This is a genomic window from Psychrobacillus sp. NPDC096426 (genome assembly GCF_044762745.1).
Taxonomy (GTDB): domain Bacteria; phylum Bacillota; class Bacilli; order Bacillales_A; family Planococcaceae; genus Psychrobacillus.
The window spans coordinates 231,500-256,989 of sequence record NZ_JBIWEX010000001.1 but is presented as its reverse complement, the minus strand read 5'-3'; the positions used below and the strand labels follow the sequence as shown (position 1 = coordinate 256,989).

Sequence of the window (25,490 nt, the reverse complement as noted above, 5' to 3'; positions counted from 1 at the left end):
CGATGAATACGAGGATCCACTTCAATAAACGGCTGAATGTAAGCCTTTATTTTAGTAAATGCAGTAAATGCCCTACTAATTTGTAGACAGCATTTTCTATTTAGGGTAAATAAATATTTGGTGTAATGGATCTCACTGCTAACTGCAGAAGCCAAATTAGCAAGAAATTACCATTGATTGAAGCGTAAAGTGGCGACTCCGGCCGGATGAGTGAGGTAGATGATCCATCACAACGTACGCGTTAGCGGCGGTGATGGATCATCGCTACCCGGCGGAAAGCGTCCACCTGAAGCGAAAATCATAGCGGTTACCTAATAGAGCTCTATACGACGCATTATCTCTATAATGTGGCGAATTATCCTATCCATGTAATATTGCGAAATTGCACTATGATATTTCCTTTAAAAATGTTTGTAAGCAAACTGCTTATGAGCATTCATTGTAACTCTTGGACAATAAGAAAAGCATAGAATGACTTTAATAGCCATTCTATGCTTATTTGGTAACTCTTGGATCCCATTTTACTTGAAAGGAAACAATTCCATTTTTTTTTGGTTCTTCATCGAAGCATTCAGTAAAATAGCCGCCAATTTTCTGTTGTTGCTCCGCTAAAAAGCCAGCTTCTAACCGGTGACTTCTCATTTTTCCACTCTGTGGTAAGTTAAACGTATGTAAAGTATAAAACGCAGAATCTTTTGTTGTTTTATCTAATTCAAGTGTTCCCCAACCCGCTTCTTGGAAGAAAGTAATAGCTTCATCCATCGAATAAAGTGGAAACTTGCGAGCAAGGTCTTTTCCAGCCCAATATAAAATATCTTTTTCATGTTTTCCGAGAATAGAAGCAAGCACGTGGTCTCTTAGTAATTCATATCCAAAGGAAGTTACATGTGAATGTTCCTTATCATTCAAGTAGCAACCCTTCTTTCAAAAAGTGATATCATTTATCATCGTCTATTTTATCATAAATAATTTCTAGTTGGTAATGTAATAGTTTGTGAAAAAATAAACGAATCATTATTTAAATATGAATCTAGAAGTTTATTGAAAAGTCTAAAGATACCTTGACGCTCTAAAATGATGAGAGTACAATGGATATGTCATAAATTCGTAACATGATGATGTGAACAAGATATGAAATCTTTTATTCTATTACTATAGTTTTCATATCGAGCAAATGTAAACTTGAGGGGGGTAACTGTTTTGTCGAAAGATCGCGAATTTTATTGGCGCCGCTTACATTCTTTGTTAGGAATTATTCCAGTGGGATTATTTGTGGCGCAGCATTTAGTAGTAAACCATTTTGCTACTAGAGGAGAAGAAGCTTTTAATAAAGCATCTGGTTTTATGGGAAGTCTTCCATTTGTCATTTTCTTGGAAATTTTTATCATTTATTTACCTTTAATGTTCCATGCTTTTTACGGTATTTATATTGCATTTACCGCTAAAAACAATCCACAAAGATTCGGAACGCTACGCAACTACTTATTTATTTTACAACGTTTTACTGGAATTTTTCTTGTTGTTTTCATCGCATGGCATGTATTTGAGACAAGATTTCAAGCTGCAATCGGTGCAAAAGAAGTTAATTTTAACATGATGGCGGAGATTTTATCAAACCCTTGGATGTTAGGTTTTTACATCGTTGGAGTAATTGCTGCAACATTCCATTTAGCTAACGGTATTTGGTCATTCTTAGTTAGTTGGGGAATTACACAATCACCACAATCACAACGAATTGCTACATATGTAACATTAGTAATCTTCTTAGCGTTATCCGTAGTTGGTATACAAGCTCTTTTAGCATTTGTATAAGAACTTTTCATATATTCAACTACCATAAAATCGAGGAGTGAGAATAGCATGGCAAAAAGTAAACTTATTGTTGTCGGCGGTGGTTTAGCTGGATTAATGGCAACAATGAAAGCAGCCGAAGATGGCACGCACGTAGATCTATTTTCATTAGTTCCTGTAAAACGCTCACATTCTGTCTGTGCACAAGGCGGTATTAACGGGGCTGTAAATACAAAAGGGGAAGGCGATTCACCGGCAGTACACTTAGATGATACTGTATATGGTGGAGATTTCTTAGCAAACCAAGGGCCAGTTAAAGCAATGACAGACGCTGCTCCTGGAATTATTAATTTATTTGACCGTATGGGTGTTATGTTCAACCGTACACCGGAAGGATTATTAGATTTCCGCCGTTTTGGTGGTACTTTAATGCACCGTACAGCATTTGCTGGTGCGACTACTGGTCAACAATTATTATACGCTTTAGACGAACAAGTGCGTCGATTTGAAGTAGATGGTCTAGTTACGAAATTCGAAGGATGGGAATTCCTTGGAATTATTAAAGATAGTGAAGGGGTTTGTCGCGGTATTAAAGCGCAAAACCTTAAAACAATGGAGATCCGTGCTTTCCGTGGGGATGCTGTTATCATGGCAACTGGTGGTCCTGGAATTATTTTCGGAAAAACGACTAACTCTATTATAAATACTGGTTCTGCAGCATCGATCGTTTATCAACAAGGTGCATACTATTCAAATGGAGAATTTATCCAAATTCACCCAACAGCAATCCCTGGTGACGATAAACTACGTTTAATGTCGGAATCAGCGCGTGGTGAAGGTGGACGTATTTGGACGTACAAAGACGGAAAACCTTGGTACTTCCTAGAAGAAAAATATCCTGCATACGGTAACCTAGTGCCACGTGATATTGCAACACGTGAAATTTTCGATGTATGTGTGAACCAAAAACTTGGTATTAACGGAGAAAACATGGTGTATCTAGATCTTTCTCACAAAGATCCGCATGAGCTAGACATAAAACTAGGCGGAATTATTGAAATTTATGAGAAATTTACTGGAGATGACCCTCGCAAAGTTCCGATGAAGATTTTCCCGGCTGTTCACTATTCAATGGGCGGACTTTGGGTAGATGAAGATCAAATGACAAACATTCCTGGATTATTTGCTGCAGGTGAATGTGATTACTCTCAACACGGTGCGAACCGTCTAGGAGCAAACTCCTTATTATCAGCTGTATTCGGCGGAAGCGTTGCCGGACCTAACGCAGTTAAATATATGAGTAAACTAAAAACGCATGCGATCGATATGGACGATGCTATCTTTGAAGCTGAAGTTAAACTTGAGCAAGAGAAGTGGGACAAAACGTTAGCAATGAAAGGTACGGAAAATGCTTACCTAATTCATAAAGAATTGGGAGAGCTAATGACGGATAACGTAACTGTAGTTCGTTATAATGACAAACTTGAGGCTACGGATAAGAAAATCCAAGAGTTACTGGAAAGATATGAAAACATTAATATGGATGATACGCAAAAATGGTCTAACCAAGGCGCATCCTTTACACGTCAGTTAAAAAATATGTTATATTTAGCGCGTGTTATTACGATTGGTGCACTTCAACGTAATGAAAGCCGTGGAGCGCATTACAAACCAGAATTCCCAGAACGTAATGATGAAGAATTCATGAAAACAACAATGGCAAAATTCGATCCAGCAACTGGAGCTCCAGTTATTCATTATGAAGAAATCGATGTATCTCTAGTTGCACCTCGTAAACGTGATTATTCTACGAAAGGAGAAAATTAATCATGGTAACAGCAACTGAAACAAAAAAAGTTCAAATTGAAGTTTTTCGTCAAGATACACCAGAATCTACTCCATATTGGGAAAAGTTCGAAGTGAATTATCGCCCTAATATGAACGTTATTTCTGCCCTAATGGAAATTCGTCAAAATCCTGTCAATGCGGACGGAAAAGCGACTACACCAGTAACATGGGATATGAGCTGTTTAGAAGAAGTGTGTGGAGCTTGTTCGATGGTTATTAATGGGAAACCACGACAATCTTGCTCTGCATTAATCGATCAATTGACGCAACCGATTCAATTGGCGCCAATGAAAACATTCCCGGTTGTTCGTGATCTTCAAGTAGACAGAACTCGTATGTTTGACTCATTGAAAAAAGTAAAAGCATGGGTTCCAATCGATGGATCATATGATCTTGGTGAAGGACCACGTATGCCAGAACGTAAACGTCAATGGGCATATGAACTTTCTAAATGTATGACTTGTGGTGTTTGTTTGGAAGCATGTCCAAACGTAAATAGCGGCGCGTCCTTCATGGGACCTGCTCCACTTTCACAAGTACGTTTGTTTAATGCACATCCAACAGGTTCGATGAATAAAGATGAACGTTTAAACGCGATTATGGGAGATGGAGGCCTTGCAAACTGTGGTAACGCACAAAACTGTGTTGTTGCATGTCCAAAAGGTATTCCTTTAACAACTTCTATTGCTGCATTAAACCGTGATACAACAGTTCAAATGTTCAAAAACTTCTTCGGAAGCGACCATATGGTTGACTAATATAGAAATGCCAAAGCGCCTATGTTAGAGGAATACAGTCTAAGTTCGCGACCTCGTGTAGCAACGACTGTATGACCTGCATCCTGCAGGCCTCCGACAGGCAAGGCGCTAAAATCTGCTTAGAATATAATGTTCTATGCAGATTTTTTATTTCTCTGATACAATAAGTGAATAGATATTCATTTTTAGGGGGATGGTTTTCATGCGAGCTAGTTACATAGAGGATGTTGCAAGTTGGGAACAAGAATTTTCTTTTTATTCAGAAGTAAGTGTACGTTTTTCCGAAACGGATATGTACGGACATCTGAATAATACTGTTACATTTGCTTATTTTGAATATGCACGTATCGAGTACTTTAAGCATATAAATCTTATGAACGACTGGTTGAATCCAAAAGGTGAAAAGATTCCAGTTGTTGCGGATTTGCAATGTGATTATGTCAAACAAGTATTCTTTGACGAAAAACTGCGGATTTATGTTAAAGCTGGTACGATTGGTTCTTCGTCCGTTGATATTCATTATATGGCTAAAAACGAAAAAGACGAAACTGTCTTTACTGGTCGGGGTACTGTGGTGCAAATTGATAAAAAAACGGGAAAAGCCTCTAAATGGAACGAAGAGGACCGAGAAGTTTTTCGAAAACAGCCCTAACTAGCCGTCACCTACTATCCTGATGCTACATACGTTAGAAGGAGAGTGGATAGGGGGCTAAGGCATTGTACGATAACAATCAGCATCGATCAATATTGACGAACAGAGAACGTCAAATTTTTCAGTTACTCGTAGAAGATAATTCTACAAAAGAAATTTCAATTCAGTTATCAATTAGTGAAAAAACGGTAAGAAATCATATTTCTAATACGATACAAAAATTAGGAGTATCCGGCCGGTCACAAGCAATTGTGGAACTATTAAGATTAGGTGAATTATCGTTGAACTAATTAGAATCCTTGCCATTTTCCTCAGAACACGTCACAATAAATAAGAAGTATTGTTTTGAGGAGTGAAGGATTATATGGCAGATGAGATAAGAAGTATGGAACATAATCAAGAAGATGTTGCTTTTTTAGAAAAAGAGCTTCGACATATATCGGGTATTATTAAGCAAAAAGGCCGCCAGATATTAAATGCTTATACGATAACACCGCCGCAGTTTGTAGCCCTTCAGTGGCTCTTAGAGCTTGGAGACATGACAATCGGTGATCTTTCCAATAAAATGTATTTAGCTTTTAGTACAACGACTGATTTAATCGACCGTATGGAAAGAAGTGAACTTGTTCAACGTGTTAGAGATGAGCAAGATCGCCGTGTTGTGCGTATACATTTACTCTCAGAAGGTGAACGTATTATTGAAGAGGTTATTGATAAGAGACAGCAATATTTAAAAGAGATCCTCGGTGAGTTTGACGAAAAAGAAGTAGCGAATTTATCGATCTTATTAGAAAAATTACATCAAGAGATGAAAAAGAACTGAGGAATTAACGTGAAAGCCCCAATTGGTGTTATAGACTCTGGAGTAGGTGGATTGACAGTTGCAAAAGAAATTATGCGACATTTACCTAATGAGGAAATAATTTATATAGGAGATACAGCAAGATGCCCGTATGGACCAAGATCAAGCGAAGAGGTGCGAAAATTTACATGGCAACTCGCAACGACGCTGGCCAATATGAATATAAAAATGCTTGTAATTGCTTGTAACACAGCAACTGCAGTAGCGCTTAATTCATTAAGTAAAAAAATGCCTTTTCCTGTAATTGGTGTTATTTTTCCAGGGGCAAGAGCAGCGATTAAAGCAACTAAGAAAAATGAAATCGTAGTACTAGGTACAAGCGGTACGATAAAAAGTGGAGCTTATGAAAAGGCGATTGCTGCTTTAAATACATCGAGTAAAGTGATTCCCCTTGCTTGCCCAACATTTGTTCCACTCGTTGAAAGTAATGAATATGAAGGCGAGTTTGCGAGGAATATGGTAATGGAAACATTATTACCACTAAAAAAAGAGCAATTTGATACGGTTATACTAGGATGCACACATTATCCATTACTACAAAAGCATATTGAAGAGGCAGTGGGACACAATGTAAAAGTACTTTCCTCTGCCGAAGAGACAGCCCAAGATGTAGTGGAGTATTTAAATTATCATCAGATGCATCATCCAGTAAAAGAACCAAAAACACCAGTTTTTTATACGACTGGATCCGTGTCCATCTTTAAAATGATTGTGGAAAAATGGTTAGAATTACCGAATGCAGATGTACGAACAATTTCATTCAAATGACCCTGTTAGCTTGAGAAACCTTAAATAACGGGGTCTTCTTTTGCGTGAAGGATAGATAAAAGGAGAAATTTATGAATAGAACTGATGGAAGAAAAGTAAATGAACTAAGAAATGTACAAATAGAAACAAATTATTTAATTCACCCAGAAGGGTCTGTCTTAATAACGGTTGGACAAACGAAAGTCATTTGTAATGCGACAATTGAAGACCGAGTGCCGCCTTTTTTAAGAGGACAAGGGAAAGGTTGGATTACTGCAGAGTATTCTATGCTTCCACGGGCAACAGAATCACGCAACCAAAGAGAATCATCTAAAGGAAAAGTGACTGGTCGTACAATGGAAATCCAACGTTTAATTGGACGAGCACTTCGCTCGGTAGTCGATTTAGAAGTAATAGGGGAAAAAACGATTTGGATTGATTGTGATGTTATTCAAGCAGATGGTGGTACACGAACGGCAAGTATTACAGGTGCATTTGTGGCACTTACAATTGCGCTTGGAAAATTATATGAAGAAAAGCATTTACCGTACTTTCCGGTTCGTGAATATTTAGCTGCAACGAGCGTTGGAGTACTGGAAAATGTTGGAGTTATATTAGATTTAAATTATGAAGAAGATTCCGCAGCTTCTGTTGATATGAATGTCGTTCAAACGGGCAGTGGTGAATATGTAGAACTGCAAGGTACTGGAGAAGAAGCGACATTCTCTCGGAAACAATTAATGGAGTTGTTGGATTTTGGTGAAATTGGTATTAAGCAATTAATGGATATCCAACATGCAGCATTAGGCGAATTAGCAACTAAAATTGGCGATGGAGGTCCTGAAACTATATGAAAAAAATAATTATTGCAACGAAGAATAGAGGAAAAGCAAAAGATTTTGAAGCACTATTTGGTCCACTTGGATACGAGGTACTTACTCTCCATGATGTAGCTGAAAATATGGATGTTGAAGAAACGGGAAAAACTTTTGAAGCAAACGCATTACTAAAAGCAACTGCACTCGCCAACCATTTGCAAACAATGGTTATTGCAGATGACAGTGGACTTGAAATCGACGCACTAGATGGTCGCCCAGGCATCTATTCTGCGAGATATGCGGGGGAAGAGAAGAGTGACGAGGCAAATATCGATAAAGTGCTAGAAGAGCTTAAAGACGTCAAAGAATCCGAAAGAAGTGCAAGGTTCGTTTGTGCGATTGCTGTAGTTTCTCCGACAAGCGAACCATTTACTGTAAGAGGAACATGTGAAGGGTACATTGCGCAAGAAAGAAAAGGAACGAATGGATTTGGATACGATCCGATCTTTTTTGTCCCTGCCGAGAACAAAATGATGGCGGAACTAACAGCGGAAGAAAAAGGTGCTATTTCGCATCGCGGAAATGCGCTCCAATTACTTGCTACGAATTTAGATGATTTAGTTGGAAAAGCGTAGATACATCGATGAAGATATTAGTGATTAGTGATACGCATCGTGATACAGAGACAACGGAACGAGTGATAGAGCATTGGACGGGTGTAGATGCTGTAATTCATTGTGGAGATAGTGAATTAGCCACTTCCTATTTCGAAAGTAAATCTGTACGTATTGTTCGAGGAAACTGTGATTTTGATGAAGGTTTTCCTGAGGAAGTAATTGTTGAACTGAGGAATGAAAAAATATTAGTCGTGCATGGTCATAGACATAATGTAAAAACGACGCTAATGCCTTTAAATTATCGAGCGCAAGAAGTACAAGCAACTCTTGTATGCTTTGGACATTCCCATTTGCTCGGGGCGGAATTACAGAGTGGCATTCTTTTCGTCAATCCAGGTAGCTTACATAAGCCGCGTGGACGTAAAGAGAAAAGTTATGCAATTGTTGAGAAAGTGGAACATTCATGGCATGTAAACTTTTACTCTTCGGAGCATGTGATACTAGAAAGTGTATGTTTTTGATTTCAGTATGGTTATGCTAAGGTGTAATTGATAATTTTATTTAAATTTTTTTAAAAAGTGTTGACTTTGTTCGAGTATGATTATATAATAAATCTTGTCTTTCCTATCTGTGTGGTGGGGGAGTACTTGTCTCAGTAGCTCAGCTGGATAGAGCAACGCCCTTCTAAGGCGTCGGTCGGGAGTTCGAATCTCTCCTGGGACGTAATATTATAGTTCTCAAATCCTTGACATAAAAGGAATTGTGAGAAATTAGGGATTCGGTCACTGACACAGAATTCCTTTTTAAAAGAGAAGGAAATATTAGTTTTGAGACTACCACACCCAGCTGGGTGTGGTGTTTTTATAAATGGAAAAGAAATAATGAAAAGTATTTTCTTCGATGAACATGATCACTGGTATCATGTTAAGTAGATATGCTTGAAGGATTCTTCCTGTATTATTGGAAAAAACTAAGAAATCAAGAGGCAGTGGAAACCTTCTTTCCCACTCTCCACAAATACTCGGGGTGCATAGGCGTTTACCACGAGACTAGATGGGGATCATACATAGCAACGGCTAGAGCATAAATCGAACTAAATCAAGGATTGGAATGGAGTCGCTTTAAAATAATATTTTTCATGGATGGACCATTGATTCAGTATAGATCCGTCTCGCAGTCGCAGAAATCCAAAACAATGATCTTCCTCCAAGGGCATATACCATTCTGGTACCAGAATTGGAAAGGGAGTTCCTCCACCAGAATCTGATCCCCAATCAGGACATTATTTTCTGTATTTGACATTTCTTTCATCGTTTTATTGGAACTAATTATTCTTATATTTACCCTCATGAAAACCTCTATTTTTCTTTTTCTGCTAAGGAAATTTTCGTCAGCTTGGCTCTTATGACAAAAAGTATAGATATTATAACAACAGCACAGCAGGATTATTTCGCATTAAACGCTGTGTGAATAAATTTCCCATGGAATATCGGATAAAGAAATTCGGTCAATATCAGATGGAGTGGTGGAGATATTTCGCATTAGCAGATACGCCAAGCATGTTATAAAATTCTATTGTGGATTAAAAGAAGACTTGGTATGCGTATATCGAATGGTACATTGTTCTGTCTAGTAATTTTTAGTTTTTGATCTTTTAGATGAATTTTGGTCCAGTTGATAGAGAACTCGTTTATTAGAATTAGGGATATTTAATTCTTTTCTATACTTAGTAACAGTTCTTCTCGATATTTGAACACCTTTCCTGAGTAATTCTTCAGTTAATTGTTGGTCGGATAATGGGGAATCCTTAATTTCTTTAGCCACCATTTCCTGTATGCGCTGTTTTATTTGAGAAACAGAATCTGTTTTTCCAAAGCTATTTGTAAGACCTTTTGTGAACAAAGACCGAAATGAAAAGATACCGATAGGTGTATGTATATACTTTCCTCGAACGGCCCGGCTAACAGTAGATTCGTGTAATTCGAGAGCATCTGCTACATCTTTTAATCGCATGGGTGTAAGCGCTCTCATTCCGTGTTTGAAAAAACTTGGTTGCAATTCGAGCAATAAACGAGTTAATCTATAGATTGTTTTATCCCTTTGTTCAATTCCCTGAATTAGTAACATTATGTCCTTTAAACAATTTTGATAGTAATTTTTATAATCTGGGTTTGTCTTTAATAAATCCACATAAACCTCATTGATTTCAATCTGGGGGCGGGAGTGTGTATTTAATTCTATAATCCATTCATTATATACGTTTTTTACATACACATCTGGAATGATATAACTCGTCCCTACTGACGGTTCGTTAATCGAAGGTGGATTTAGGCTGCGTATATAATATATCGTTTCTTTAACCTCTCGGATTGAAGCTTTATAGGTTCTGCTCAAAAGTTTAATAGATAAATCAGCCACTTCAGATAGATTATGCTTAACAAAAGTGCCTGCTAGTGGTAGGGCATTTACATCGTTGTCTATCTGGATTAATAAATACTCCTGTAAATTTCGTGCCCCGACACCAAATGGTTCAAATGTTTGAAGCAAGCCTAGCATTAGTTCCACTAGCTCGACCTCTTCGTTTAATTGGTTTGCAATCTCGAAAATATCCTCACATAAAAAATATCGCTCATCTAAATGATGGATTAGATATTTTACTATTCTGATTTCCGTTTTAGATAAGTTTTTATCCAAAGGAATTTGTTCAAGCAAATACTTCTCGATTGGCTCTTTTTGAGGCAGGGCGGTTTGGATCCTGTCAAAGTGTGGGTCCGGATTTTTTGCCATTGTTGGATTATTTCTTTGAATGGTCGAGAGGTCAACGATATTTTTCATATGCTTCAACTCGGGTTCTATCACATTTAAAAGCGGATTCTCAATTGATTTCTCATAAATATGTTTTTCTAATTCGTAATCCGAAAACTGTAAAATTTCAAGATGCTGAATCAGATCGATCGTGAGCGTTTGTGTTAACTGGGTTGTAACCTGCATATTTAAGTTCATTTTTTCACTTCCCCATTTCTTTATTGAATGTTTGATCCTCAATAATCTTGAACGCATAAGAGTATGTGCAAAGAGTTATAACTAATTTCTCCCACTATCAACAATATGCAAAATTCGTGATGTGAGAACTCTTGTAAAAATAATCTTACTACTCACAATAAAAATAATCTACAGAATTTTCAATATATTAATAGTTTAAGATGAATTTGGTATGAAAGTTGCTTATGTTAAGGCAAGGGATTTTAACCACAAGAAACGATACTAGGAGGTATTTCATGGAGTATTTATCAGATATTCAGGCAACTTTGAAGGGAACAGTGGTCAAGGGCAATCAATTAGGAAGGACATTGGGCTTTCCAACAGCAAATTTGTCACTCGAATCAAAGACAAATATTCCCACGCTTAACGGGGTATATAGTGTGTTTGTCTATTACAACAGACAGCGATTTATGGGTGTTATGAACGTTGGAGTTAAACCTACATTCGAAAATGAACAACGTGAAAAAACGTTTGAGGTTTATATTTTTGATTTTCACAAATCAATTTATGATGAAACATTGGAAGTGGTAGTCTGCAGGTTTATACGGAATGAACAGAAGTTTGACTCGATTGAGTCCATGATTCAACAGTTAAACAAAGACTGCATAGCTGCCAAGGGGTACCTAGATGGAGTGGAGAATAAAAAAAAATGGCTGGAGCATAACCCTGCTTCTACTCGTAGTAAGAAGCATGAACAGGTTATTCATATGCCGGACTTGGATTTTGCACGGTTTTGTGATGAAACCTACGGGGTCAACCGTGGCATTTATAACACGGTTGACAAATGGTTTGCCAATCATCAAGTGATCAATATTGTAAAACGGCGTGAATCGATATTGCATTTTTTAGACTGGGTAACCTTCTATTTTCCGGAAGACAAAAAGGTGAAATTTGGATCGAAAGGGTTATCCGAGCAGCTGGAGCACTTTTTGTACAATGTCCGCGACAAAGCATTGGCATGAAATTTGCTCTGCATATTGCAAATGGAAAGGAGGAAATGTATAGCTTTCAAAAATCTTTTAGTTGAAAAAGACAGCAATCTTGCCATCATTGTTGTTATTCCAGGTGGCGGAGCAGATAGGGCTTGTATCAAAAGTTGTGCCGTCTAGATTATTGATGTAGGCAGTAAAGCGGGTTCCGCATTTTCAAGGACAATAAATGTTTCGTGTTTCAAAGTGAAACGTTGTTTCTAGGTTTGAAACAATTTGTATTTCAATTTTAAAGAACATTTTTATATTCGAAAACGGGGGAGAAGCCATTATGAAAAAAATTAGTGTTATCGGCGCAGGGGTTATGGGACGAGGCATTGCTTATACAGCCGCCCTTCGTCAATTTGATGTCACGCTGCATGATATTCAAGAAAGCTCTTTGGAGAATGCCATGAAGCAAATGGAAGCCGATTTGGAAAAGTCGATTCAAAAAGGCTATGCAAAAGAGGAAGATCGACAATTACTTAAGCGCATCTCTGTGACAACGGATTTTAAAGTTGCTGGTAAAGATGCCGATTTGGTTATCGAGGCCGTATTGGAGGATATTGCTTTAAAAATTGATGTCTTTCAGAAACTGGATGAAATTTGCCCAGTACATACAGTTCTAGCTACTAACACCTCTACAATGAGCCCGACGGAAATCGGAGCACGGACCAAGCGTGCTAATCAGACGATTGCGATGCACTTTTTCAATCCTGTACCTCGCATGAAGCTTGTAGAGATTGTAAGAGGGTTGGATACATCTGATGAAACATATGAGATCGTCAAAGCTGTGGCGTTGCAGATGAACAAAGAAGCGATTGAAGTAAATGAATTCCCCGGTTTTGTAACAAGCCGGATGAATTGCCTAATTGGAAATGAGGCGATGAATATGCTTATGGAAGGAGTAGCCTCAGCAGAAGATATCGATAAGGCTTTGAAGCTTGGCTTAAATCATCCGATGGGTCCCCTTGAGTTGGCCGATTTGGTAGGACTCGATTCCCGTCTTCGCAATATGGAGTATTTATATGAAACGCTCGGAGAGAAATACCGTCCTTGCCCGCTGCTCATTAAATATGTGAAGTCAGGTAGGTTAGGTAGAAAATCAGGGCAAGGATTTTATGACTATAGCAAGGAAGGGGTACATGTATGAGACAAGCTGTCATTATCGATTCAGTGCGTACTGCCATCGGAAAACTAGGAGGAACTTTAAAGACTGTAGAGGCCGATTATTTAGGGGCTGATGTCATCGGTGAAATTATTCGCCGAACCAGTTTGGATGCCAGTTTAATTGATGAAGTAATACTAGGTCAAGGAAAGCAAAGTACTGATACACCAAATCTGGCACGTGTCGCTTCCCTCCGAGCTAAACTACCGATCGAAATTCCTAGTTATACAGTACACCGCCAGTGTGGCTCTGGAATTCAGGCAATTAATAATGCGACGCAGCAAGTTCAAACTGGTCTTGCGGATTTTATTATTGCAGGCGGAGTGGAGAGTATGAGCACTGCCCCCTATTATATCCGGAATGCCCGGTACGGTTTCGGGGCAGGCAACGGTTTGCTACTGGATCCTAATACGGAAAGTCAGCCCCGTTCTCAACCGGCCGATCAATACGGCCCGTTTACGATGGGAAATACCGCCGAAAACTTAGCGGAGAAATACAATATTTCCAGAGAAGAGCAGGATGCGTTCGCCTATCGTAGCCAGCAATTGACACACGAAGCGATCAGTACCGGAAAATTTAAGGATGAAATCATGGATATTCAAGTAAGCGAGCGTAAATCGCTGACAATTTTTAATGTGGATGAGCATCCGCGTTTGTCATCACCAGATCAATTGGCAAAACTCAAGGTCGTTTTTAAAAAAGATGGAACGGTCACAGCCGGCAACAGCAGTGGGAGAAATGATGGGGCATCTGCAGTGATAGTTGCTTCAGAAGAGGCGGCTAGACAACACGGCTTCAAACCGAAAGCACGCATTATTGCACAAGCTGCGGCGGGTGTATCGCCGGAACTTATGGGCATCGGACCGGTACCAGCTACCTTCAAAGCGCTCAAACAGGCAGGGCTGACTTTCCGTGACATCGGGTTGATCGAGTTGAATGAAGCTTTTGCTGCCCAGTCATTGGCTGTTATCAAGGAGTGGGATGTTCCGCTAGAGAAAATCAATGTCAATGGCGGTGCAATTGCTCTTGGACACCCGATCGGAGCGAGTGGAGCTATTTTAATGACAAAACTACTACATGAGATGGAACGCCGCGGAGAGCGGTATGGACTCGTAACGCTCTGCATTGCAGGTGGGTTAGGCATTACAACGATTGTTGAAAATTTACAAGTTTAATCATAGTGAGGAGAGAAATGTTATGAATATTATTGTTTTGCTAAAGCGTACATTCGATACTGAAGAGAAAATTGATATTCAACAAGGGAAAATCCGCGATGACGGAGCTGAATACATTATTAACCCTTACGATGAATATGCGATTGAAGAAGCTATTTTATTACGTGATCAGCATGGGGGCAACGTCACTGTCATAACAGTGGGTGATGAAGACGCGGATAAACAGCTACGTACCGCATTGGCGATGGGTGCTGATGAAGGCGTGCTCATCAGCGATGAAGATCTAGAAGAAGGGGATGCATGGACAACCGCCTCGATTATCGCAAAGTATTTGGAGGGCAAAGAGCCGACTATCATCTTGGCCGGCAACCTAGCGATTGACGGCGGATCGGGACAAGTAGGTTCTTTGGTTGGTGAACTGCTGAATATTAGCGTTGTCACAACAATTACAAAGCTTTCCATTGACGATGGAATAGCAACAATTGAACGAGACGTTGAAGGTGACCAAGAAGTTGTAGAAGTGGCGCTACCGGTGTTGGTGACTTGCCAACAAGGCTTGAATGAGCCACGATACCCTTCCTTACCTGGAATTATGAAGGCAAAAAAGAAGCCGCTAGACACATTGGAATTGGATGACCTAGACATGGAAGACATCGAAAGTTTGACGGAAGTAACGGAAATCTTTTTGCCAAGTGCCAAAGCGCCGGGTCGTATTTTAGAGGGCGAGATAAACGAGCAAGCACAAGAACTGGTAACGATTTTACGGACAAAAGCAAAAGTACTATAAGGAGCTGAAAAATGATGAGTAAAATTATCGTAGCAGGAGAGTATCGTGAAAATGAATTACGCAATGTTTCGCTCGAAGCGATTGCCGCTGCAAAACAGTGGGAGCCAAGTAGTGAAGTGGTTGCGGTACTTTTAGGGAATGGTGTTCAAGATCATGCACAAAAAATGTTTCAGTATGGGGCGGATCGTGCTATTTTACTGGAAAGCCCGACATTTTCTCGTGTGACTGCAGAAGCTTACACACAAGCGCTGCTTCAAGTCATCGAGTCCGAACAGCCGAAAGGCATTATACTGGGTCATACATCTCTTGGTAAAGAAATAGCGCCAAGACTTGCAGGACGCCTAAATGCGGGCTTGCTCTCTGATGTAACCAGTATTGAAGGTGAAGGTAAAGATGCACAATTTGTGCGACCAATTTATTCCGGAAAAGCGTTTGAAAAACGTCAAGCAAAAACGGAAAAGGTATTCGTGACGATTCGTCCTAACAATATTGAACTGCTTCCGTTAGATCCTTTACGTTCCGGTGACATTTCCACACATACCGTCGAGTTGACCGACTTGCGTGTCACTATTAAAGAAGTGGTGCGGAAAGCGGCAACGGGAGTGGATTTATCGGAAGCAAAAGTAGTCGTATCAGGCGGGCGCGGAATAAAAGGCGAAGAAGGTCTTGCCTTGTTACAGCAATTAGCAGACGCACTTGGGGGAGCAGTTGGCGCTTCCCGGGGAGCTTGTGATGCTGGATATTGCGACTATGCGCTGCAAATTGGCCAAACCGGAAAAGTGGTTACGCCAGATTTGTATATTGCTTGCGGTATTTCAGGAGCTATTCAGCACGTTGCAGGAATGTCTAACTCGAAAACAATCGTAGCTATTAACAAAGATCCGGAAGCGAATATATTCTCCATCGCAGATTATGGCATTGTCGGAGATTTATTTGAAGTCGTGCCGATTTTAATTGAAGAGTTCAATAAAATCGTAGTGTCTTAAACAAGTGAAAGTGTATCCGTTATAAAATGGTGAATTTATACCGCAGATTAGGAGGAGGGAAATCGATGAGTAGGACTGATAGTTTGATTGAAAAAGATCAAGTAATCAAAGTTAAAAATCCTGCTACTGGCGAGTTGGTGGCTGAAGTTAACAAAGGCAGAAAAGAGGATGCGATTGCCGCAATAGAAAGTGCGAAAGTAGCATTTGCTACCTGGTCTCGATTCACTGGCTTGGAACGCTCACAAATTTTGGAGAAGATTGCCCAACGCATTTTGGACGATAAAGATCGATTGGCGCAATTAATTACGAAAGAAATGGGCAAGCCATTAGTGAATGCATATTACGAGGTGGAAAGCTCTGCTTCCTATTTCAAATGGTTTGCGGAAGAAGCACGTCGGGTTTACGGGGAACAAATTCCGAGTTCGGTTAGAAATAAGCGGCTACTTGCTATTAAGCAGCCGATTGGGGTTATCGCCGCGATTACCCCTTGGAATTTCCCGTTACAGATGTTAAGCCGGAAATTAGCACCAGCTCTAGCGGCTGGTTGTACTGGTCTGATTCGCCCTTCCAATCAATCGCCGTTAAGCGCTTTGGAACTGATGAAAATTTTCGTGGAGTGCGGAGTACCTGATGGAGTTGTGAATATTGTTATCGGAGCGGCTGAAGAAATCACAGATGTTTGGCTATCTAGTCCGGATGTGAAAAAGATTTCGTTTACCGGCTCCACAGAAGTCGGTATAGAATTAATCAAGAAATCTGCTGATACTGTAAAAAAGGTATCAATGGAATTAGGGGGACATGCTCCATTTATTGTCTTTGAAGATGCAGATTTAGATCTGGCAGTTGAAGGAGCAATCAACATAAAATTTGGAGCTTCTGGGCAACAGTGCGTATGTGCTAACCGCATTTATGTGCATGCCAGCGTCCATGATGAATTTGTATCCCGATTCACCGAAAAAGTAAAGCAGCTTCCAGTTGGAAATGGTGCGGATATCCACAACCGGGTCGGTCCACTAATCAACCAAAGTGCGCTGGATAAGATGGAAGAGCAAGTGCAGGATGCAATTGAAAAAGGGGCTGTTTTATTACACGGAGGCAAAAGATGCACCGCTGATCATTTAAAACAAGGCAACTTTTTCGAACCGACTGTCCTAGGAGAAGTCGATGATACGATGTTGATCACAAAGGAAGAAACTTTTGGTCCGATTGCACCAATCATGAAATTTGAAAAAGAAGAGGAAGTGTTATATCGGGCGAATAATACAAACTTCGGACTGGCAGCATATTTCTATACAAATGATTTATCGCGCTCACACCGAGTATTCGAAACATTGGAATATGGGATTATTGGTATCAATGATGCGGCACCGTTCACTGTACAGGCGCCATTTGGTGGTTGGAAACTAAGTGGTCTTGGAATCGAGGGAGCCCACGGGATTGATGAATATCTAGAAACGAAAGTAGGATCGTTTTTAATGTCCATCTAATTGACGTTAAGCAAATGAGCGTTTCTTATTTAAAACGATTTGTTTTAAAAATGAAACGCTCATTATTTTAGTATTCCATTAATAAATCATTTAAGTTAGAAAATGGCACTATATCCAATCAAGTAGTTATAAAAAAATGCGATTTTTTCGTATAAAGAATAAAAATACATTAAAAACAGGTTAAATAACACTTGCCAAGAAACTCACTTAACAAACTATTTGAAATTTATCGAGAATAAACTCTTTTGGTATATAAGTTGCTTATTAAAAAATGAGTTTGATTTTTCTATTGATCTATTGAATTCGCTAAAAATTTTAAAGGGGATGGACATGATGGCTGAATTAGGAAAAGATATGACATTTGGACTGTTTTTTTTAAACTCGGTACCACCGAATAAAACAGATGCGGAAGAATTACGGGATGGACTGGAGCAAATCAAGCAAGCGGATGAATTGGGGTATCATACTGTCTGGGTTGCAGAGCATAACGCTCGTGCGTATGGAGTGGTAAGTTCCACGGCAGTCTATCTCTCTGCCGCAGCGGCTACTACGAAAAATATTAAACTGGGATCAGCTGTAACACGCTTACCGCTACATCATCCACTGCAAGTAGCAGAAAATATGAATCTAGTAGATGTAATTAGTGATGGACGCCTCTATTTAGGAGTCGGAAAAGGATACGATAAACTAGAATTTGACGCTTATAATATCGATTTTGAAGAGCGTCATGAACGTTACTTGGAATCACTTGATATTTTAACAACGGCTATGCAAACAGAGAAAGTCACGTATTCAGGGAAGTTTTATAATATAGAAAATGTTCCGGTATACCCTCGTCCTGTGCAAAAAGACGGCCCACCAATATTTGTGATGGTGTCTTCGAATGACGCTTCGATGGTCAATGCTGCAAAGCAAGGGCATTCATTCGTGCTTGGAGGCATTACCGATGAGGATACGAATCATAAAATTAAATTGTATCGTGAAGAAGCCCTAGCGTCCGGATTGTCGCACGAGTATGTAGAAGAAGCGGTGGCACGCTCAGGCAAGCTACTGTTCTGCTATGTTGCCGAAACGACGGAACAAGCCCAAGAAGATTTCCGTGAAGGATTGGAATGGTATATGAGCGAACGTGATAATCGCCCAACATTCGGCGTCATTAGCCGTGAACGCAACGTGGATTATGATCGTTTCCTTCAATCTGAAAATACATTGGTCGGTTCTCCTGAAAAGGTCATTGAAGATATTAAGCGCTATAAAGAGGAAACAGGCCTCAATAATATTATTTTGTGGATGAACATTGGTGGACAACCGCAGCATCAAGTCCTGAAGTCAATGAATCTATTTGCAGAAAAAGTAATGCCTTACTTTGAAAGCGTAAAAATTAAATGATTTGCAATAGCGTATTTCACTTTTTAGCAATTCAAGCAAAGGGGATGATAAGTTGAAAAAGAAAAATTTTGTGTTCGTATTGATGTTGGCTTTGGTTGGGACCTTATTGGCTGCCTGTGTTGAAAAAGAAAGTAACGCCGAAAGCCCTTCTATAAATAGCGACAAGACTTATGAATTTAACTTGAATGTCGCCGCTTCGGCGTCCAGTCCATTCGTCAAGGGAGTGGCAGAACCATGGGCGAAATATGTAGAAGAAAAATCGGATGGCCGATTGAAAGTGAATGTATACACCGGCGCAGCATTGGGGTCGTTTAACACAAGTTACGCAGATATTAAAGGAAATGTATATGAAGCAGGGGTGATCATTCCGGGCTTAAACTCGGATACCGATTTATTTCCTCTTACAATTGCTGATATCCCGTTTATATTGCAATCACCTGTAGTTGCGGAAAAAGTGTTGACTGAATATTATAGAGAGTATTTAAATGATATTTCAAAAGAAGTGACATTCATCGGTGTTAATACCACAGATGCTTTCCAACTATTCGGTAACGAGCCAGTGAAAAAGGCATCAGACCTTAAACATAAAAAAATCTCCGATACGGTTCTCGGTCGGATTGAGCTGTTTAAAACATTGGGTGCTACGCCTGTATCCATGACTAATACTGAATTGTACGAGTCGCTTGAGCGTGGCATAGTGGACTACTCCGTCTATACAGCTGTCGGCTCATTTGGTTTTAAATTTGAAGAAGTGACGAATTGGATGACTAAATTGGATATGGCTGTTAGCGTCAATCCGTTATTTATAAACACAGGGTTCTTGAATTCACTACCTGAAGATCTGCGGGAGCTGTTCATTACCGATATCGGACCAAGATACACCCAGTCGGCGACAGAACTTTATACAGCTAAAGCAGAAGAGAGTATAGCTAAGTATGAAAAATTGGCCGCAGACCGGAATGGAGGCGTTTACATTCCTACAGAAGAAGAATTGGCGGAATGGAAAGCACCGGTCAAGAAACAGTTGGATGATTGGGTAGTAGAAGCGAATAAGCGCGGCTATGACGGACAAGCAATGATGGATACGTACGTGAAGCTGCTAGAAAATGAAGGAGTTGTGGTACCAAAATAAGAAGTAGAAGTACTAAGCAAAAGTGCATAATTGGTATGCACTTTTGCTACCTTAAATAGAGGGGGAGAAAATTTGACGATCATTAACCGGTTTGTCAAAGGATTTGCATTTATTAATGCTTATATAGCGTATGCAGCTTTGATTTTTATGATGATTTTTGTCGGTATTGCAGCCATTGCACGTACGTTTCATTATCCGATCATCGGGGACGTTGAATTCGTTCAAATAGCGATGGTCGTTTTAGTTGTTGGATCAATGGGGTATACAGAGTTGAAAAACGGTCATGTTGAAGTGGGAATTATAGTGGACCATTTCCCTCCGCTTATCCAAAAGATATTGAATATCTTTTCGCTTGTTTTGACGATGATTTTTTGTGCAGTTATCTCGTATACTTTTCTCTTGAAGTTTGATCCAAAGCAATCCTCTGTCTTGTTAGGAATTAAGTTTTATCCAATCAAAATTTTGTTAATTATAGGGTTTGTTGCATGGGCCTTTGTGGCTATTCAAAAAATTATTACGTTGCTCAGATCGAAAGAGTATCAGAGGTTTGAGGAGTAGGGGGATATTAGATGAGTGTAGAAACAGTAGGCGTTTTAGTCATTATTGCAGTGTTTATCTTGATGTTTTTGCGGGTGCCTATCGTACTATCCATGGCGATCCCTGCGTTTGTGGCGATTTTGTACTTAAAAAACAGCACTGCTCTCTATTCAGCAATTGAAAGTGTCATTTGGGAACAAAGTTACAATTATACACTAAGTACAATCCCCCTTTTCGTTTTGATGGGACAATTACTATTTGTTTCTGGATTTAGTGATGAATTATTCCAAACGTTTCGAAACTGGTTTGGTCGACTAAAAGGCGGATTGGCCATGGCGACAATAGGAGCTTCTGCGGTGTTTGCCTCGTCTTCGGGCTCCAGCTTGGCGACAACGAGTACGATTGGGCTTGTGTCATCTAAAGAAATGCTGAAATCGGGATACTCTAAAGTGTTGACAGGAGGCTCAATCGTGGCCGGCGGAACACTCGGCATTTTAATCCCTCCAAGTACAATGTTCATCATTTATGGGATGATTACAGAGCAGTCTATTGGGAAGTTATTGATAGCAGGTATCGTGCCAGGTATTTTGTTAACACTATTTTTCATTTTAACAATCTATGTGATAATTTTAATTAATCCCAAACTTGGAGCGTCTAAGGAAGAGGCAACAGTTTCCTGGAAGGAAAAGTTTTCGTCGATCAAGACAAACATTTGGATTATTTGCTTGTTCATCTTAGTTATGGGCGGAATTTATATTGGGTGGTTTACAGCGACTGAAGCTGCTGGTTTTGGTGCACTTGGTGCATTCATTATTGCTTTGCTTCGCAGAAAGTTAACAAGAGCTTCCTTATCTGAGGCAGTTTTTGGTACAATTAAAACGACCGGTTTTATTTTTGCCATTGTGATGGGGGCTTTTTTGTTAAACTATGTGTTAACAATTACACGCGTGCCAAACTTATTGGCCGACTTTTTGTTCGCAAGTCATTTATCGCCATTTGTTTTCTTCCTATTGATCGTCTTGATGTATTTGGTGCTAGGTGCAATTATGGATACTATGGCGATGGTGGTCGTGACGGTTCCGATTTTAATGCCGACACTGGCGGTCTATAACTTCGATTTAATCTGGTTTGGCGTTATTATCGTGCTACTTGTGGAAGTGGCTTTGATTTCACCTCCGGTAGGCATGAATTGTTTCGTGTTGCGCGGGGTCGTGAAAGAGCTCGATTTGGGAAGTATTTTTAAAGGGGCAATCATTTTTGTTATTCCAATCTTGTCGTTAATTTTCTTACTATACTTCTTCCCAGATATTGCAATATTCTTGCCGAATGCTGTGAAGTAGAGAAGGGAGACATTCCATGAAAGTCAATTCAGTAGCAGGAGAATTGAACCTCGATGACCTAGGATATACATTAATTCATGAACATTTACGAACAAGATCCGAGGCAGTGGCGGTTCAATTTCCTCATTTGTACAATGAACAGGAAGAGTTTGAGTTAGCTATACAGCAGGTTGCTGCTGTAAAACGTCTTGGAGTGAAAACGATATTTGACCCGACCGTAATGGGGCTGGATCGAGATGTCCGTTTAATGGAAAGAGTTTCCCGAGAAACAGGCGTACAAATTGTCGCAGCGACAGGTGTTTATACATTTAATTTCCTCCCAACTCGGTTTGCGGTGAACAGCATTGATTTTTTGGCGGAGCAGTTTGTAAGTGACATTGAAGTGGGAATTCAAAATACGGACATTAAAGCCGGGTTTTTAAAGTGCGCTACAGATGCCCAAGGGGTAACGCCAGATGTTGAAAAAGTGCTTCGGGCAGTAGCACGAGCCCATTTGCAAACTGGTTTACCGATTATGACCCATTCGCATCCAGCCACCGAAACGGGGCTTAGACAAGTTGAGATTTTTAAAGAAGAAGGCGTCAATCTGGAGAAAGTATTGATTGGTCATTGCGGAGACACCGACAATATCGAGTATATTGAACGAGTGCTTGACTATGGCGTGTTTATCGGTATGGACCGTTACGGCATCACAAGAATACTATCAACAGAGAGACGCAATGAGACGGTTAAAAAACTAGCAGACAAAGGTTATGCTAATCGTATGTTTTTGTCTCAAGATTATTGTTGTACGACGGATATGTATAAGCCAAATCATTTAAAAATGAAAGCGCAACCAAATTGGTCGATAACTTTTTTACTAGAAAAAGTTATCCCAGCGTTAATGGAGCAGGGGGTTACAAAGGAACAGATTCAGCAGATGATGATTGAAAATGTGAAGACGTGGTTCAAAAATTAGTCATTAGCTTTCGCCCCTTCCCGGTAGTGGACAAACGGTCTTGATCAAAAGAAAAATGAAGCGATTCATTCAATAGTAATAATGGACGTGTCTTTCTAAGAATGGTTTATAAATCATTTGCCAAAATGTGCGCGTGAATGTCCGGACTTAGATAGATTTATCGATACTATGTTGTGAAAATTATAAAAAAGAAACAAATGTTTAATAATCAGTTGGCAGTATTTTTATGCTCAACTGATTATTTATTTATTTATTTGATTGTAGGTAAGTGCTAAGGGAGGAAGGGTTGCAATGCTAAAAATATTAGTTTCAGGTTCTTATCCGCTTGTAGATTATATCAAGCAGGAAATTCAAAAAAGAAGAGATACGATAAAAGAGTTAACCATTCAAGAGCTTGAAGCACAGCATATATTGAAGCATCCGCAATATATCAATAGCGAAGATATATTAATATGCGGTGTTGTAATGGCAGAACGACTAAAGAGTCTAAATGTCAGAGGGCATATTATTCCATTGCGGCTGCAGACGAAAGACTTTTTAAATGCGTTAATCGAAGCATCGAATTACTCTAAAAAAATCTGCATTGTCAATTATTACAAGGAATTTATCGAGTCCAACACTTTTAATGACCAACACTTAAATAATGTATTGGGTTTGAATATCCAGCAACGTGCCTTTACAACGAAAGAGCATGCGGCCGAAGTAGTTCAATCGTTATCATCAGACAAGGAATTAGTTGTCATCGGTTCCGGTTTGATTGTAAATATGGCTAAGGAAGCCGGTATGCAAGGGGTACTTTGGTACGGTGAGGAAACAATTACGCTAGCCGTAGATATCGCTTTTAGTATATTAAGTGCAAGAGGGGTCGAAAAGAGTAATTTGAAGCGACTACAGTTGATTGCAGAGAGTTTCCAGGAGGGCGTGATCAGCTTAAATGTGACAAGCCGAGTTATAAGCATGAATCAGGCAGCTATCAAATTCCTGCAATTGGATGATTTGCATGACCCGACTTCACTGCTGATTTCAGACATTTTGCCACAGAGCGAATTTCTAGAGGCATTGCAAGCACAGCAAGTTCTGTCGGATGTCGTGATGAAATATAAAGATAAAAACTTTTTAGTGAATACTCATCTGATATATGTCGATGGCTTACTAGACGGTATGATTGCCATATTTTCAGATGTTGAATTATTACAGCAAAAAGAGAATAAGGTGCGGCGAAAGCTGAACAAAAGATATGAGGGGGCAAAATATAACTTCTCAGACATTATTGGAGAAAGCCCTCAAATGATGAAAGTCATTTCCAAAGCTAAGCGATTTGCCAGGACGAATTCCAACGTTTTGATTTTAGGGGAGACAGGAACAGGGAAAGAGCTGTTTGCCCAAAGTATCCATAATACGAGTCAGCGTGCCAATCACCCGTTTATAGCTGTGAACTGTGCCGCTATACCTGAAAACTTATTGGAAAGCGAATTTTTTGGATATAATGAGGGCGCTTTTACAGGTGCCTCAAAAGGTGGGAAAGCTGGGCTGTTCGAAGAGGCTCATAACGGTACGATTTTCCTGGACGAAATTGGAGAATTGCCGTTAAGCATGCAGGCAAAGTTACTGCGGGTGCTGCAAGAAAAAGTGGTGCGACGCATCGGCAGTGCCGCCGGTACCCCGATTAATGTGCGTGTCATTTCCGCGACGAATGTCAACTTGATCGAAAGTATCCGTGCCGGGGAATTTCGAGAAGATCTCTATTACCGAATTGCTGTGCTAAATCTTTTCTTGCCAAAACTTAGTAATCGAAAAGAAGACTTGGGCTTATTGCTAAAGCACTTTACAAAGTATCATTATCCTCAGTGTTATTCAATGATCGAAAACTATTATGCGGACGTGCTGCCGCTGATCGAGCATCATCAGTGGAAAGGCAATGTGCGTGAATTTGAAAATACGATAGAACGGCTATATGCGTATGTGGAAGATCCGGCTACGACTACGAAGGAAATGCTCATCGAATATTTGCAAGAAGCGATTGAGGAAAATTTCTATTTGTTGGATAGGGACGAAAGGGATCCATACTCCTTCCAACAGGTGTTGAAAGAAGTAGAAATAACGAAAATTCAAGAAGTATTGGAACAAACAAATGGTAATAGACAAGAAGCAGCTAAAATATTAGGCATCAGCAGAAGTACCTTATGGAGAAAGTTAAATGAAAGTGGAGTCAAATAATCCTAGAATATTCACCATACAACAAAAAATCCGACAGAGAAGCTGCGTGAGTAGCTTTCCCGTCGGATTCTCTTTTTCACTAAGTAATTGAAGGTTCGCATTAATTCCTATATTCAATGATAAAGTTTATGACGCTTGTGCTGCTATAGAAATGGAAGTGACAAATTTTGGTTTCAGATAATGTTAAAAAGCTACTTAAAGTTTAATAAAC

24 protein-coding genes and 1 tRNA gene are annotated in these 25,490 nt (G+C 39.7%); 23 read left to right on the top strand and 2 right to left on the bottom strand.

Annotated elements, in window-relative coordinates:
* Nucleotides 1–495: 495 nt before the first annotated feature.
* Complete coding sequence (locus ACIQYS_RS01265) at nt 496–909, bottom strand: YslB family protein (RefSeq protein ID WP_402973661.1); 414 nt, start codon at nt 907–909, stop codon at nt 496–498.
* Between the two features lie 291 nt (nt 910–1,200).
* Between ACIQYS_RS01265 and ACIQYS_RS01260 the strand changes: the two genes are divergently transcribed.
* The 11 genes from ACIQYS_RS01260 to ACIQYS_RS01210 all read left to right on the top strand — a co-directional run bounded on the left by ACIQYS_RS01260 (nt 1,201) and on the right by ACIQYS_RS01210 (nt 8,816).
* Complete coding sequence (locus ACIQYS_RS01260) at nt 1,201–1,812, top strand: succinate dehydrogenase cytochrome b558 subunit (protein ID WP_402973658.1); 612 nt, start codon at nt 1,201–1,203, stop codon at nt 1,810–1,812.
* A 48-nt stretch (nt 1,813–1,860) separates the two neighbouring features.
* Complete coding sequence (gene sdhA / locus ACIQYS_RS01255; RefSeq protein WP_402973655.1) at nt 1,861–3,618, top strand: succinate dehydrogenase flavoprotein subunit; 1,758 nt, start codon at nt 1,861–1,863, stop codon at nt 3,616–3,618.
* Nucleotides 3,619–3,620: 2 nt separating this feature from the next.
* Nucleotides 3,621–4,397, top strand: a complete 777-nt coding sequence (sdhB, locus tag ACIQYS_RS01250) for a succinate dehydrogenase iron-sulfur subunit (RefSeq protein ID WP_402973650.1) — start codon at nt 3,621–3,623, stop codon at nt 4,395–4,397.
* Nucleotides 4,398–4,599: 202 nt separating this feature from the next.
* Nucleotides 4,600–5,049, top strand: a complete 450-nt coding sequence (locus tag ACIQYS_RS01245) for an acyl-CoA thioesterase (RefSeq protein WP_402973645.1) — start codon at nt 4,600–4,602, stop codon at nt 5,047–5,049.
* 65 nt (nt 5,050–5,114) lie between these two features.
* A complete protein-coding gene (locus ACIQYS_RS01240; protein ID WP_093266715.1) occupies nt 5,115–5,339 on the top strand; it encodes a helix-turn-helix domain-containing protein in 225 nt (74 codons plus the stop codon).
* 74 nt (nt 5,340–5,413) lie between these two features.
* Nucleotides 5,414–5,872, top strand: a complete 459-nt coding sequence (locus ACIQYS_RS01235; protein ID WP_402973642.1) for a MarR family winged helix-turn-helix transcriptional regulator — start codon at nt 5,414–5,416, stop codon at nt 5,870–5,872.
* Nucleotides 5,873–5,881: 9 nt separating this feature from the next.
* On the top strand, nt 5,882–6,679 hold the full coding sequence (gene racE, locus ACIQYS_RS01230) for a glutamate racemase (protein WP_402973640.1): 798 nt from the start codon (nt 5,882–5,884) through the stop codon (nt 6,677–6,679).
* 71 nt (nt 6,680–6,750) lie between these two features.
* Entirely contained in the window at nt 6,751–7,512 is a 762-nt protein-coding gene (gene rph, locus ACIQYS_RS01225) for a ribonuclease PH (RefSeq protein ID WP_402973637.1), read from the top strand.
* Complete coding sequence (locus ACIQYS_RS01220) at nt 7,509–8,111, top strand: XTP/dITP diphosphatase (protein ID WP_402973634.1); 603 nt, start codon at nt 7,509–7,511, stop codon at nt 8,109–8,111. Before rph ends, ACIQYS_RS01220 begins: the two co-directional genes overlap by 4 nt.
* 8 nt (nt 8,112–8,119) lie before the next feature.
* The gene (locus tag ACIQYS_RS01215; protein ID WP_402973631.1) at nt 8,120–8,614 is read left to right on the top strand and encodes a metallophosphoesterase; all 495 of its coding nucleotides are present in this window, start codon (nt 8,120–8,122) and stop codon (nt 8,612–8,614) included.
* A 128-nt stretch (nt 8,615–8,742) separates the two neighbouring features.
* Nucleotides 8,743–8,816: transfer RNA gene (locus ACIQYS_RS01210), tRNA-Arg, on the top strand.
* Nucleotides 8,817–9,722: 906 nt separating this feature from the next.
* Here the strand turns inward: ACIQYS_RS01210 and rpoN are convergent.
* On the bottom strand, nt 9,723–11,096 hold the full coding sequence (gene rpoN / locus ACIQYS_RS01205) for an RNA polymerase factor sigma-54 (protein ID WP_402973628.1): 1,374 nt from the start codon (nt 11,094–11,096) through the stop codon (nt 9,723–9,725).
* A 275-nt stretch (nt 11,097–11,371) separates the two neighbouring features.
* Here rpoN and ACIQYS_RS01200 point away from each other — a divergent pair, with 275 nt between their 5' ends.
* The 12 genes from ACIQYS_RS01200 to ACIQYS_RS01145 all read left to right on the top strand — a co-directional run bounded on the left by ACIQYS_RS01200 (nt 11,372) and on the right by ACIQYS_RS01145 (nt 25,279).
* Nucleotides 11,372–12,097, top strand: coding sequence for a riboflavin kinase (locus ACIQYS_RS01200; RefSeq protein WP_402973625.1), 726 nt, complete (start codon nt 11,372–11,374; stop codon nt 12,095–12,097).
* A gap of 298 nt (nt 12,098–12,395) precedes the next feature.
* A complete protein-coding gene (locus ACIQYS_RS01195; RefSeq protein WP_402973622.1) occupies nt 12,396–13,256 on the top strand; it encodes a 3-hydroxyacyl-CoA dehydrogenase NAD-binding domain-containing protein in 861 nt (286 codons plus the stop codon).
* On the top strand, nt 13,253–14,446 hold the full coding sequence (locus tag ACIQYS_RS01190; protein WP_402973619.1) for a thiolase family protein: 1,194 nt from the start codon (nt 13,253–13,255) through the stop codon (nt 14,444–14,446). Before ACIQYS_RS01195 ends, ACIQYS_RS01190 begins: the two co-directional genes overlap by 4 nt.
* 22 nt (nt 14,447–14,468) lie before the next feature.
* Nucleotides 14,469–15,233 carry an electron transfer flavoprotein subunit beta/FixA family protein gene (locus ACIQYS_RS01185; protein WP_402974072.1) on the top strand — a complete coding sequence of 255 codons (765 nt, stop codon included), beginning with the start codon at nt 14,469–14,471 and terminating at the stop codon, nt 15,231–15,233.
* An 11-nt stretch (nt 15,234–15,244) separates the two neighbouring features.
* Nucleotides 15,245–16,219, top strand: a complete 975-nt coding sequence (locus ACIQYS_RS01180) for an electron transfer flavoprotein subunit alpha/FixB family protein (RefSeq protein WP_402973616.1) — start codon at nt 15,245–15,247, stop codon at nt 16,217–16,219.
* A gap of 65 nt (nt 16,220–16,284) precedes the next feature.
* Complete coding sequence (locus tag ACIQYS_RS01175; protein WP_402973614.1) at nt 16,285–17,706, top strand: NAD-dependent succinate-semialdehyde dehydrogenase; 1,422 nt, start codon at nt 16,285–16,287, stop codon at nt 17,704–17,706.
* Between the two features lie 333 nt (nt 17,707–18,039).
* Complete coding sequence (locus tag ACIQYS_RS01170; RefSeq protein WP_402973611.1) at nt 18,040–19,095, top strand: LLM class flavin-dependent oxidoreductase; 1,056 nt, start codon at nt 18,040–18,042, stop codon at nt 19,093–19,095.
* Nucleotides 19,096–19,147: 52 nt separating this feature from the next.
* The gene (locus ACIQYS_RS01165; protein ID WP_402973608.1) at nt 19,148–20,227 is read left to right on the top strand and encodes a TRAP transporter substrate-binding protein; all 1,080 of its coding nucleotides are present in this window, start codon (nt 19,148–19,150) and stop codon (nt 20,225–20,227) included.
* Between the two features lie 72 nt (nt 20,228–20,299).
* Nucleotides 20,300–20,785: a TRAP transporter small permease gene (locus ACIQYS_RS01160; RefSeq protein ID WP_402973605.1), complete on the top strand. Its 486-nt coding sequence runs from the start codon at nt 20,300–20,302 to the stop codon at nt 20,783–20,785.
* An 11-nt stretch (nt 20,786–20,796) separates the two neighbouring features.
* Nucleotides 20,797–22,104 carry a TRAP transporter large permease gene (locus ACIQYS_RS01155; protein ID WP_402973602.1) on the top strand — a complete coding sequence of 436 codons (1,308 nt, stop codon included), beginning with the start codon at nt 20,797–20,799 and terminating at the stop codon, nt 22,102–22,104.
* A 16-nt stretch (nt 22,105–22,120) separates the two neighbouring features.
* On the top strand, nt 22,121–23,062 hold the full coding sequence (locus tag ACIQYS_RS01150; RefSeq protein ID WP_402973599.1) for a phosphotriesterase family protein: 942 nt from the start codon (nt 22,121–22,123) through the stop codon (nt 23,060–23,062).
* A 291-nt stretch (nt 23,063–23,353) separates the two neighbouring features.
* Complete coding sequence (locus ACIQYS_RS01145) at nt 23,354–25,279, top strand: sigma 54-interacting transcriptional regulator (RefSeq protein ID WP_402973596.1); 1,926 nt, start codon at nt 23,354–23,356, stop codon at nt 25,277–25,279.
* Nucleotides 25,280–25,490: the final 211 nt, after the last annotated feature.

Bases quoted from the DNA above. Each gene is read 5' to 3' on its own strand.
- sdhA (WP_402973655.1), top strand. From the start codon at position 1,861: ATGGCAAAAAGTAAACTTATTGTTGTCGGCGGTGGTTTAGCTGGATTA.
- sdhB (WP_402973650.1), top strand. From the start codon at position 3,621: ATGGTAACAGCAACTGAAACAAAAAAAGTTCAAATTGAAGTTTTTCGT.
- ACIQYS_RS01245 (WP_402973645.1), top strand. From the start codon at position 4,600: ATGCGAGCTAGTTACATAGAGGATGTTGCAAGTTGGGAACAAGAATTT.
- ACIQYS_RS01235 (WP_402973642.1), top strand. From the start codon at position 5,414: ATGGCAGATGAGATAAGAAGTATGGAACATAATCAAGAAGATGTTGCT.
- rph (WP_402973637.1), top strand. From the start codon at position 6,751: ATGAATAGAACTGATGGAAGAAAAGTAAATGAACTAAGAAATGTACAA.
- ACIQYS_RS01220 (WP_402973634.1), top strand. From the start codon at position 7,509: ATGAAAAAAATAATTATTGCAACGAAGAATAGAGGAAAAGCAAAAGAT.
- ACIQYS_RS01215 (WP_402973631.1), top strand. From the start codon at position 8,120: ATGAAGATATTAGTGATTAGTGATACGCATCGTGATACAGAGACAACG.
- rpoN (WP_402973628.1), bottom strand. From the start codon at position 11,096: ATGAACTTAAATATGCAGGTTACAACCCAGTTAACACAAACGCTCACG.
- ACIQYS_RS01200 (WP_402973625.1), top strand. From the start codon at position 11,372: ATGGAGTATTTATCAGATATTCAGGCAACTTTGAAGGGAACAGTGGTC.
- ACIQYS_RS01195 (WP_402973622.1), top strand. From the start codon at position 12,396: ATGAAAAAAATTAGTGTTATCGGCGCAGGGGTTATGGGACGAGGCATT.
- ACIQYS_RS01190 (WP_402973619.1), top strand. From the start codon at position 13,253: ATGAGACAAGCTGTCATTATCGATTCAGTGCGTACTGCCATCGGAAAA.
- ACIQYS_RS01185 (WP_402974072.1), top strand. From the start codon at position 14,469: ATGAATATTATTGTTTTGCTAAAGCGTACATTCGATACTGAAGAGAAA.
- ACIQYS_RS01180 (WP_402973616.1), top strand. From the start codon at position 15,245: ATGATGAGTAAAATTATCGTAGCAGGAGAGTATCGTGAAAATGAATTA.
- ACIQYS_RS01175 (WP_402973614.1), top strand. From the start codon at position 16,285: ATGAGTAGGACTGATAGTTTGATTGAAAAAGATCAAGTAATCAAAGTT.
- ACIQYS_RS01170 (WP_402973611.1), top strand. From the start codon at position 18,040: ATGGCTGAATTAGGAAAAGATATGACATTTGGACTGTTTTTTTTAAAC.
- ACIQYS_RS01155 (WP_402973602.1), top strand. From the start codon at position 20,797: ATGAGTGTAGAAACAGTAGGCGTTTTAGTCATTATTGCAGTGTTTATC.
- ACIQYS_RS01150 (WP_402973599.1), top strand. From the start codon at position 22,121: ATGAAAGTCAATTCAGTAGCAGGAGAATTGAACCTCGATGACCTAGGA.
- ACIQYS_RS01145 (WP_402973596.1), top strand. From the start codon at position 23,354: ATGCTAAAAATATTAGTTTCAGGTTCTTATCCGCTTGTAGATTATATC.